The following is a 9,173-nucleotide window of genomic DNA, read 5'->3' on the forward strand; positions in this document are numbered from 1 at the left end:
GCACCGCTGGCCGCTGGGATGTGCCCCGATGACAGGCCGCCCCTACACCCACGCGGAGCATGCCGCGCGCTGCCGTGCTGCAGCCCAGGTCGGTCACACCCTCCAGTCACAGCATGTCCAGATCATGCGGCGCGGCGTTCTGTACTGCGCGCAGATCTGCAACGCATGGACCACCCCTGACGGTCAGGATCTCTGGACCGTCGAAACCTCGTTCCCGGAAGCCGCGCGCTTCACGGTGCCTTGCCGTCAGGTGCGCCTGTGCGAGCCCTGCTCGTGCGCTGCGGAGGGCACCGGAGCGGAGGGGGCCCCGCTTGCGGGGGAGGGTCCGCGCCGGGGCCCGGAGGGCGTGACGTGCTTGTAACACGTCACTTTAGTCTCACCGATGAGACTTTTCCTGTTCTGGACGCTGCCGTACCGGGCAACGTTGTCGACTTGGCAGAGCGCCGGGCCGGACGCGCGGAGTGGTACCCCGCGCCCATCACAAAAGCCCAGCTCGTCGGCTTCTGCGACTGGCTTTCGATCTACCAGCGGCACGCATGCGGCGGCCTGCCGCAGATATCGGACGGTGCGTTCATGCGCATCGACAGCGATGGCCAGGTCGAATCGATCACGCTCAAGAAATCGCGTATCGAAGGCTCATTCGAAACTGCTGTGTTCGTGCGCTGCGACGGCGAAACCGTCTGGTTTGAGGGCAACGTTTCGAAGTGGGGCAGGACCGACAACGTGTTCGGTTACTCGTTCATGCAGTGCCTGCAGATCATCAACCGCTTGTTGCTCTCGCTGGGCCTGCCTCCGTTCACCGAAGGTGAAAAGTTCATCACGAACTTCAAGGGCGAGCCTCGCACCTGCTGGACCGGCGCTGTGGTTACGCGCGTCGATGTGACCCAGAACTGGAGCGTGGGCGGCAAGGAAAACGCCTACCACTTCATGCGCTACCTGCAGAGCCAGCAGGCGAGTCGGCTGAAGACTGGGACCTACGGCGATGGCGAGACCGTGGACTTCGGTCGCGGCTCCCGCCGTGTCTATTTCAAGGCCTATCTCAAGGGGCCGGAACTGCGCCGCCATGCGGGCCGCGTCGCTGATTCCTCGACGTTCGAAAAGGCCCCCGTCGATCCATATGTCCTGCAGCTTGCCGACTGGTGCGATGCCGTTGGCCTGGTGCGTGTGGAGATGACTTTCAAGGCAACCAAGCTGCACGACATGGGCTGCCACTTCCTCGGGGGATTCGACATGAAGCAAATCGAGATGGAGTTCGAGCAGCGCTGCGAAGTGCTCACCCGCGCCTGCGCTGACGTGGACGAGTTGTCCGAACTTCCCAAGGCTCTGTTGTCCACCTATCGCATGTGGCAGGCCGGCGACGACCTGACCACCAAGCTGAGCCGCGCCACCTTCTACAGGCATCGGCGCGAGCTCCTTCCGTACGGGGTCGATATCGCCATCAAAAGCAACGTCGTCCCTTTGAAAACGAGGACCCGGGTAATCAAGCTCGGCCCGGTGTCCATGCCTGACTGGTACGAGCTACCGCCACCCGAAAGGAATCGAAATGGCACTCATGGTTGAAGTTGTGGGAATGAAAGCCTTCAAGGGCTTTGTGAACGGAGAGGGCATCAACAGCGGCACCGTGTACGCACGCGTGAAGCTGGACGACCGCTACAACAAGCCGGGCGAGAACTTCAAGGGCGGCTATGCCGTCGAGGACTGGAAGATGCCCGACGCGGATGCTGTGTTTCGCATGCAGCACATCCCACTGCCCTTCGTTGCCGAGCTCGAAGTCGAGCGCGTCAGCAACGGCAAAGAGTCCCGTGAAGTCGTCATCGGTGTGCGGCCCGTGGAGACCCTCGCGCAGGCCCCGGCACGGCCTGCTGCAGCGGATGCAGTGGTACCGGCTGCCGCTCGCCCTGAGGCCCGCCAGCAGGCCCCGGCAATGAAGGCTGCAGCCTAGCCATGGACGCTCTCACTCATGACCAGTTTCAACAGCTCATCGCGGGCCTGTTTTTTATCGCGGTCGCGGGGGGCATCTGCGGTGCCGTGGTGCTCAGCGCCTTCGTCCATGTCGCTGCGCGCTGCGTCCTCTTGATTGGTCGCTATTTCGACCGCCGTGACCGCATCGCGGCCGCTCGCCAGCGTGCCGATTTTTCTTCAGGAGTAGAGCCATGAGTACCTATGTCTGCTATGGCTGCGGATCGTTTTTCGACACCGATCAAGAGGAGGGTTCCGACGAAGTTGCTTGTACAGAGTGTGGGTCCATCGATACGGATTCGCAAAGCGATTACGAAGACTTCGTGGACCGCTGATGTCTGGCTACTTCGTCTGCTTGCAGCCCGGGGAAGTGCCCTGCCAGGCCATGCACCAGGTCGCGGTAACCGAGGTCACTTTGCAGGACCTGTCCGCACTTGGCATCACGCCTGGCAGCGTGTCCTTAGCAGTCGGCATCGGCTTCGGTCTTGTCTTCGCGCTCGCAATGCTCGGCTTCGGCCTGGGCGTTGCCTTGCGCACGGTTCGCAGTCTCTGAGGTTGCAGCCCAGAGCCCTGCGGCTCTGTGGTGCAAGTTCGCACCTTTTCAACCAACTTTTTAAGGAAAAATCATGTTCCAGCAAACACGAGCGATTGCTCGCAAATTCGGCGCCAAGGCTGTTGCAGCAACTGGCATGGCCATGGCCGTCACTGCCTCGCAGGCCGCAGGTATGGATGACCTGTTTGATGCCGTGGACATCTCCGGCATTGCCGCCAAGGCTACAGCACTGTGCTTGGTCATCGTCGGCATCGCCCTGGTCATGAAGGGCCCCTCGGTCGTCAAGCGCATCATCGCCAAAATCTAACAGGCGTTAGTCATGTTGGTCGTCGCCCTGGTTGTCGCTGTTCACGCCGTATTCGCGCTGATCGGCGCGATCGGGGCGATTTGTTTTTTCATGCTTGCGAGGATCTAGCGCATGCGTCTCGTCTATCGATTGATCTGCGCTTTGCTGCTCCTGCTGTGCATGCAACATGCCAGCGCTGTTGAGCCCACATGGACTTGGCGGCCATATGGTGGCGGTAACGCTTACAGCAATAGCGGCTCTTGCGTTAGCGACATCATCGCGGCGCATAAGCGCTCGTATCCCGATACTGGCGCTTGCTACACCTACACACAGGTTAGCGGTGTGATAAGTGGTGTCCCTTGGGCTGGTTACGAAGTGGGCGGTTGCGGCAGTGGCGGCACTGCTTGTATCGCCGAAAACCCGGTCTGTCCTGCGGGCTACAAACTGGAGGGCCTTCAGTGTATTGAGGATGGACCGAAGCAATGCGCGCAAGGCTCTGAGCTTGTTGATGGGCAATGTGTGTGCAAGCCTGGATTTGTGCAGGGCGATGGTGGTTGCTTCCCTGAAAAAGATAAGCCCTGTGCAGGTTTGGAAAACTGGTGTGCTGATAAGAAGAAATTGGGACTATCCCAATTATTCCGTGCTCCTGGAAAGAGCGGTGATTTTAGTTGCATAGAGGCTGGTGAGCCGTACTATGGCGATATATCAGGATGGAATCCAGCTTTCCCAGGCTGTACGCAAGGATGTCTATTGTCTAATGGGACCACAGTCGCCACTCAGGATGATTCTGGGAAATGGTGGACTCAAGGGCAGGGTAACTATGTTGGATCTGCTTGCAATCCCGATGTGATTAACAAGCTTAATGAGGGCACTCCCGAAGAAAAAGACATTACCCCGCCGGGGGCTAAAGATCCTGGAAAATGCAATGGTCAACCAGGGACTGTTAATGGTAAAGATGTCTGCATTCCTTGGTCCGGGGCAGAGGGCGATAACAAGACTGAGACGAAACAAAACCCGGACGGCTCCACTACAAAGACCGACACGAAAACCACATGCACAGGCAATAGCTGTACCACGACCACGACAACCACTGGTAAAGACAGCAGCGGCAACACGACTGGTACAACCACTACGAGCACCACGACTACCAAAGATGACTACTGCGCCAAAAACTCCGGTAGTGCTGTGTGTGGCGCACTCGACCCAACAAAGAAGCCGGGTACGGGCACTGGCGGGGGCTCTGGCAGCGGTTCAGGCAGTGGCTCTTGCGAAGGCGCCGACTGTGAAGATAACGATGGTCCCACGCTGCCCGGCAAGCCTGCCTTTGGTAAGTTTGGTGCCCCTGAGCAACCCAAGCTCTACACGGCCAAATACCCCGACGGCATAGCAGGCGTCTGGAGCGCGAAGACTGCAGAAATCAAGAGCGCACCGATTTCAAATCTCGTCGGGGATCTGATGCCCAAAGTAGCAGACGGAGGCACCCCTCCCACCTGGATCATTGACCTCGACATGGGCGGTATCGGCAACTTCGGCCAGCGCGACATATCGCCACCGAGCTGGCTCTGGGGCGTGCTCAAGGCCATCACCATTTTGTCCGCGCTGCTGCTTGCGCGTCGGCTCGTGTTTGGGGGCTGACATCATGCTCAACTGGCTCAAGAAAACCATCAGCGATTTTGTGGACTGGCTCAAGTCCGCATTCACCGACTATGTCGATTGGCTGAAAGAGACCGTCACGACTCTGGTCAAGTTTTTCTCTGACCTGGTCGTCAACGTCCTCAAGGCGCTGTGGGATATGGCCACGGACCTTGTGTGCTGGGTCATCGAAAAATTGCTCGACCTGGTTGTGTCCGCAGTCAAGGCTCTTGACATCAGTGGCCTGCAGGGGTTTGCTCCAGCTGGCGGCCTGCCTGCCGAGATCCTCAACGTCATGGCGCTGTGCGGTGTTGGATCTGCTGTGGCGATCATCACCACGGCCATCGGCATCCGGCTCGCGCTGCAGCTCATCCCGTTCACGAGGCTTGGCTCATGAGCGTCAATGGACTCGAAGGTATCCCCGGCTCTGGCAAGAGCTATGAGGCTGTGGCGTATCACGTCCTGCCTGCGCTCAGGGCTGGTCGCAAGGTCATCACGAACCTGCCGCTCAACGTCGATGCCTTTGCGGCTATCAATCCGGCTTGGCGCGATCTGATCGAGATTCGCACCCGGCCGGCGCCGCGGATTGGCGACTGGAACGCCGCCAACATCGCCGAGCATGAGGCATTCCGGCTGTGGACTGACCGCGAGCCCGAACCCCAGCCCGAAAACATCTTCACCTTCGGGTCTGTGTGGGACTACTACAGCACATGGCGGGGCGATAAGGATCAAGGCCCGCTGTACGTCATCGACGAATGCCACGTTGCGCTCCCAAAGATCGGCACGCCTGACGCGGTTGTGCAGTGGTTCAAGCTGCATCGGCACTACAACGCCGAAGTGCTGTTGATGACGCAATCATTCCGCGACATCAACCAGCCGATTGCCCAGCTCGTGGCCACGATGATCAAGTGCCGCAAGGCCGACATCCTGGGCAACGCAGATGAGTACATTCGGAAAGTCCATGCGGGCTATCGTGGAGCTGTCATCCAGACGGATCGCCGCAAGTACGAATCCAAGTACTTCGGGCTCTACAAGAGCAACACGCAAAGCAGCGGATCTTCGGAATCGAAGGTCCAGGACGTGTCGCCTTTCATTGTTAAATTCCGCCGCTTCACCTGGTGTTTTTGGGTCCTGGCCATCGCGTACATGGTCTACGCGTTTTGGCCCCAGGACGACACCAGCGTATGGGGCCACAAGACCGCGCCTGCAGCCAAAAAATCCACTGCGGCCCAGCCTGTGCATGTCCAGCATGCCGCTGCCGCGCCACAGGCCCAGCAAGCCCCCGCCCAGGCCCCACAGCAGCCTGCAGGCACCTCGGCGACCCCAACTGCACCCGAGGTCAAAGACCCGCTGTTTGGCAAGCTGCTGCACATGACTGGCGACCTCCGTAAGCAGGGCAGGGACCAGATCACATTTGTGGTTAGCAGTGAGGGGCGCCGCGTGTTTGATGTCACCAGCGACGACCTGGTGCAAGCTGGCTACAAGGTCCACCGCCTGGCGCACTGCATGGCGACGGTCACCTATCAAAGCGTGGTGCGTCCAGTGACCTGCGATGCGCCGTACACAGCCAGCGGCCGCGGTGATAAGCCGGTGGTCATTGACACAGCGACCGGCGCCCGTAGCGACCGGCCCACACAAACTTCAGCGGCGCCGCTCCATCTGGCCCCCCAGCTCGTCGCGCAGCAGGAGCCGCAGCATGAAGGCTACAGCGCTGCGCTCGCGCGACGCAATGCTCAGGTGAGATCTGTGTTGACAGATTGATTCTGTTACAACCCTGTCTATGCAACTCAAAGCAGCGACAGTATTTCTATTCGTCCTTCTGACTAGCTCGGCAAATGCTCAGGTGTATCGATGTGGCAATACATATAGCAACCAGCCGTGTAAAGGCGCGAAGGAGGTCGATACATCGCCTGCCTTGGCAGATCCCAGAGGCGCGCAAACCAAAGAGATATTTTTGTGTCGAGCTGCACCTGGGCGGCTGTATTGGAATCATGAACATTGCTCTGCTCGAGGGTGGACTGTCGAACGGATCGCAAGGGTGCCTCTGGCTGCTTCGTGGGATGACCAGGTCGAGATGGCACGTAGCCAAAAACGCAATGCGGAATCGCTGTCCAGTGCGCCCTATTCATCCGGTTCTTCGAGTGCAGAAGCACCGTCGAATCGATCAGCCTGCCAGCAGCTCGATGAGCGCATCAAGTGGCTGGATGGCTTGGCGCGAGTTGACAGCAGACCCTGGATTACCGAAGAGCGGCGTCTTTCGAGAGACAAGCAATTCAGGCTACGCTGCTGAGGGGTATGGGGCATCGCCCCATGTCAACACTTGCCGCGCAACATGCCCGGCGCCATCGCCCACCAGGTCAAATCCGCGCCTGGCCCGCGCTTCCAGATCTCGACCAGGTCGAACACATCGTTTAGCCGCAGCCCTCGCAAGCCGAGGCGTTTCGCGCGTTGGCAAAACCCTCGCAAACTGACCAAGCCTGCTGCGTGCCCTGGAAAAACGGTATTGCTGCAGGCATTTTCATTTCCACAAAATACGCTAGGAGAACGTATGCGTTATGGGTATGCGCGAGTCAGCACGCTCGATCAAGACACATCAATGCAGGCGAGTGCACTTGTCGCGGCACGGTGTCATGAGGTTGTTCAGGAAAAGCGATCAGCGGTGAAGCACAGGCCCGAGCTCGAAGCTCTATTGCTGCGTCTTCGTCGTGGTGATGAGCTCGTCGTTTACAAGCTGGACCGGCTCGCTCGCAGTCTCCGCGATTTGATCCGCATCATTGAGCATGTGCAGGGAGTTGGGGCCAGGCTTCGGAGCCTCACAGAGCCCGTCGACGTGGAGACTTCAATGGGGCGGATGATGCTGCAGGTCCTTGGCGCTGTTGCAGAGTTTGAGCGAAGCTTGATTAGAGAGCGGTGCATGGCGGGGCAGCTTGAGGCAATCAAGAAGGGCAAGACCCTTGGCCGGCCACCGAGCATCCCATTGCAGGATGCAAACGAGATCATCCAGCTTGCTGATTCCGGTATCCCGCAGCGTGCCATTGCGGAGGCATATGGCGTCAGCCCATCCAGTGTCTTCCGCTTGCACGCAGAGGCCACGGGCAGGAAACCTCGCAGATATGGCCAGCTTAGGCAGTTGGTTTACAACAACGTAAAACCCACTCGATGAGTGGGTTTTTGAGTGCTTTTAATGGCTTTTGCTATCAATTTTGATTGCTTCAAAAGCCATTGATTGCGGAGCGGCGCAGCGGCCTGCGCCCGCCGCTGCCGCCCGTTTTCAGCGCAGGACTTCCAGCAGGCGGTCCAGGCCGCCTTCGGTGATGGAGACCTTGGCTTCGTTGCGCACGCGCGGCTTGGCGTGGTAGGCCACGGACAGGCCTGCGACCTGCATCATGGGAATGTCGTTGCTGCCGTCGCCCACGGCGATGCACTGGTCGGGGCGAATGCCCAGCAGCGAGGCGACTTCCAGCAGGGTACGGCGCTTTTCGGCGCCGTCGCAGATGTCGCCCCAGGGCTGCTCGATCAGGCCGCCGGTCAGTGCGCCGTCACGCATCTCCAGCACGTTGGCACGCACGAAGTCGATGCCCAGCATGCCGCGCACATGTTCGGCAAAGTAGGTGAAGCCGCCCGAGACCAGCAGCACCTTCAGGCCCGCGGCCTGGGCTGCGCGCACCAGGGTTTCGGCGCCCGGCGAGAGCTTCAGGCGCTCGGCCAGCACGCGGGCCATGTCGGCCTCGGTCACGCCGACGAGCTTGCCTACGCGCTGGCGCAGGCTGTCCTTGAAGTCGGTGATCTCGCCGCGCATGGTGGCTTCGGTGATGGCCGAGACCTCGGCCTTCTTGCCGGTGGCGTCGGCGATCTCGTCGATGCACTCGATGGTGATCAGCGTCGAGTCCATGTCGAACGCGATGAGCTTGTAGTCGGCCAGCTTCAGTGGCGGCTGGATGCCGCGGATCAGCAGTCCGGGCGCGAATTCGGTGACATCGGTCATGGGTGGGGCTGCAAAAAGGGAACGGGCCGCCGGGCTGGCGGGAAACAGGCGCAAATCATATCCAGTGGCGGGCCTGCCGTCAGGCTGCGGGCGGCTGGCGCAGGTAGATGGCGTCCGACCAGGTGGCCAGCCATTGGGGGCGAAACACCACGAAGATGGCGGTGACCATGCCGGTGACCACGGCATCGCCCCAGGCCATGAGCCAGCGCGCGATGCGTGACAGATCCTCGTTGACGCCGGGCAGGGCGTGGCCCGCTGCCTGGGCCAGCAGCGCGGCGATGAAGACGCACAGCACCGTGCCTGCAAAGCCGCGCGCGAGGATGTAGACAAAGATCTGGTGCGGCAGCCAGCGCCGCAGCGCCGCACCCCAGAGCATGGCCAGCGTGGCGGGCACGATGCCCTGCCAGACCGAGATGCCCAGCGCATCGCCCCAGCCCAGGGCCGGCGACAACAGGGCGGCCAGCCCGCCCACGATGAGCAGCAGCGGCACGGCCAGAGGCCAGCCCAGCATGAGCACCACCAGCGGCGCAGATGACCACTGCAGTTGCAGCGGCATGCGGTGCAGCGTGGGCAGGGCCCAGATCCAGGGCAGCAGCACGAGCACGCCCAGCAGCGGCGTGACCAGGGGCGAGGCCATGCGGTCCTGCGGGCCGCCCGGACCAGTGCGGCCGGCCAGCATGCGCCAGGGGCACAGCCACAGCGCGGTGGCCAGGGCCAGCAGGGCGATGCTCGCTTCGAGGAACATGGCTGGAACGACG

12 protein-coding genes are annotated in these 9,173 nt (G+C 60.7%); 10 read left to right on the forward strand and 2 right to left on the reverse strand.

All coding sequences use genetic code 11. The features are described 5' to 3' along the window. The first annotated feature begins 351 nt into the window (after positions 1–351). The 10 genes from ACUTR7_RS09040 to ACUTR7_RS09085 all read left to right on the forward strand — a co-directional run bounded on the left by ACUTR7_RS09040 (position 352) and on the right by ACUTR7_RS09085 (position 7,593). Entirely contained in the window at positions 352–1,560 is a 1,209-nt protein-coding gene (locus ACUTR7_RS09040) for a phage/plasmid replication protein, II/X family (RefSeq protein WP_236884664.1), read from the forward strand. A gap of 10 nt (positions 1,561–1,570) precedes the next feature. Next, positions 1,571–1,942, forward strand: a complete 372-nt coding sequence (locus ACUTR7_RS09045) for a hypothetical protein (protein ID WP_445608646.1) — start codon at positions 1,571–1,573, stop codon at positions 1,940–1,942. Positions 1,943–1,944: 2 nt separating this feature from the next. Continuing rightward, positions 1,945–2,157, forward strand: a complete 213-nt coding sequence (locus ACUTR7_RS09050; RefSeq protein ID WP_445608647.1) for a hypothetical protein — start codon at positions 1,945–1,947, stop codon at positions 2,155–2,157. Continuing rightward, on the forward strand, positions 2,154–2,294 hold the full coding sequence (locus tag ACUTR7_RS09055) for a hypothetical protein (protein WP_445608648.1): 141 nt from the start codon (positions 2,154–2,156) through the stop codon (positions 2,292–2,294). Before ACUTR7_RS09050 ends, ACUTR7_RS09055 begins: the two co-directional genes overlap by 4 nt. Continuing rightward, the gene (locus ACUTR7_RS09060) at positions 2,294–2,512 is read left to right on the forward strand and encodes a hypothetical protein (protein WP_445608649.1); all 219 of its coding nucleotides are present in this window, start codon (positions 2,294–2,296) and stop codon (positions 2,510–2,512) included. Before ACUTR7_RS09055 ends, ACUTR7_RS09060 begins: the two co-directional genes overlap by 1 nt. A gap of 73 nt (positions 2,513–2,585) precedes the next feature. Then, the gene (locus ACUTR7_RS09065) at positions 2,586–2,819 is read left to right on the forward strand and encodes a hypothetical protein (RefSeq protein WP_445608650.1); all 234 of its coding nucleotides are present in this window, start codon (positions 2,586–2,588) and stop codon (positions 2,817–2,819) included. Positions 2,820–2,930: 111 nt separating this feature from the next. Continuing rightward, complete coding sequence (locus ACUTR7_RS09070; RefSeq protein ID WP_445608651.1) at positions 2,931–4,433, forward strand: hypothetical protein; 1,503 nt, start codon at positions 2,931–2,933, stop codon at positions 4,431–4,433. Between the two features lie 4 nt (positions 4,434–4,437). Then, positions 4,438–4,827, forward strand: a complete 390-nt coding sequence (locus tag ACUTR7_RS09075; RefSeq protein ID WP_445608652.1) for a DUF2523 family protein — start codon at positions 4,438–4,440, stop codon at positions 4,825–4,827. Then, a complete protein-coding gene (locus ACUTR7_RS09080; protein ID WP_445608653.1) occupies positions 4,824–6,191 on the forward strand; it encodes a zonular occludens toxin domain-containing protein in 1,368 nt (455 codons plus the stop codon). Before ACUTR7_RS09075 ends, ACUTR7_RS09080 begins: the two co-directional genes overlap by 4 nt. A gap of 571 nt (positions 6,192–6,762) precedes the next feature. Continuing rightward, positions 6,763–7,593: a recombinase family protein gene (locus ACUTR7_RS09085; RefSeq protein ID WP_445608654.1), complete on the forward strand. Its 831-nt coding sequence runs from the start codon at positions 6,763–6,765 to the stop codon at positions 7,591–7,593. Between the two features lie 108 nt (positions 7,594–7,701). Here the strand turns inward: ACUTR7_RS09085 and serB are convergent, their stop codons facing one another. After that, the gene (serB, locus tag ACUTR7_RS09090) at positions 7,702–8,415 is read right to left on the reverse strand and encodes a phosphoserine phosphatase SerB (RefSeq protein WP_012204694.1); all 714 of its coding nucleotides are present in this window, start codon (positions 8,413–8,415) and stop codon (positions 7,702–7,704) included. A 79-nt stretch (positions 8,416–8,494) separates the two neighbouring features. Continuing rightward, positions 8,495–9,160 (reverse strand): hypothetical protein, encoded by a 666-nt coding sequence (locus ACUTR7_RS09095; RefSeq protein WP_445608655.1) that lies wholly within the window; start codon positions 9,158–9,160, stop codon positions 8,495–8,497. Positions 9,161–9,173: the final 13 nt, after the last annotated feature.

This window comes from Delftia sp. NA_296.1 (assembly GCF_052692095.1).

Coding starts and splice junctions, on each gene's coding strand:
- ACUTR7_RS09060 (WP_445608649.1), top strand. CDS start 2,294: ATGTCTGGCTACTTCGTCTGCTTGCAGCCCGGGGAAGTGCCCTGCCAG.
- ACUTR7_RS09080 (WP_445608653.1), top strand. CDS start 4,824: ATGAGCGTCAATGGACTCGAAGGTATCCCCGGCTCTGGCAAGAGCTAT.
- ACUTR7_RS09045 (WP_445608646.1), top strand. CDS start 1,571: ATGAAAGCCTTCAAGGGCTTTGTGAACGGAGAGGGCATCAACAGCGGC.
- serB (WP_012204694.1), bottom strand. CDS start 8,415: ATGACCGATGTCACCGAATTCGCGCCCGGACTGCTGATCCGCGGCATC.
- ACUTR7_RS09050 (WP_445608647.1), top strand. CDS start 1,945: ATGGACGCTCTCACTCATGACCAGTTTCAACAGCTCATCGCGGGCCTG.
- ACUTR7_RS09095 (WP_445608655.1), bottom strand. CDS start 9,160: ATGTTCCTCGAAGCGAGCATCGCCCTGCTGGCCCTGGCCACCGCGCTG.
- ACUTR7_RS09055 (WP_445608648.1), top strand. CDS start 2,154: ATGAGTACCTATGTCTGCTATGGCTGCGGATCGTTTTTCGACACCGAT.
- ACUTR7_RS09070 (WP_445608651.1), top strand. CDS start 2,931: ATGCGTCTCGTCTATCGATTGATCTGCGCTTTGCTGCTCCTGCTGTGC.
- ACUTR7_RS09075 (WP_445608652.1), top strand. CDS start 4,438: ATGCTCAACTGGCTCAAGAAAACCATCAGCGATTTTGTGGACTGGCTC.
- ACUTR7_RS09065 (WP_445608650.1), top strand. CDS start 2,586: ATGTTCCAGCAAACACGAGCGATTGCTCGCAAATTCGGCGCCAAGGCT.
- ACUTR7_RS09085 (WP_445608654.1), top strand. CDS start 6,763: ATGCCCGGCGCCATCGCCCACCAGGTCAAATCCGCGCCTGGCCCGCGC.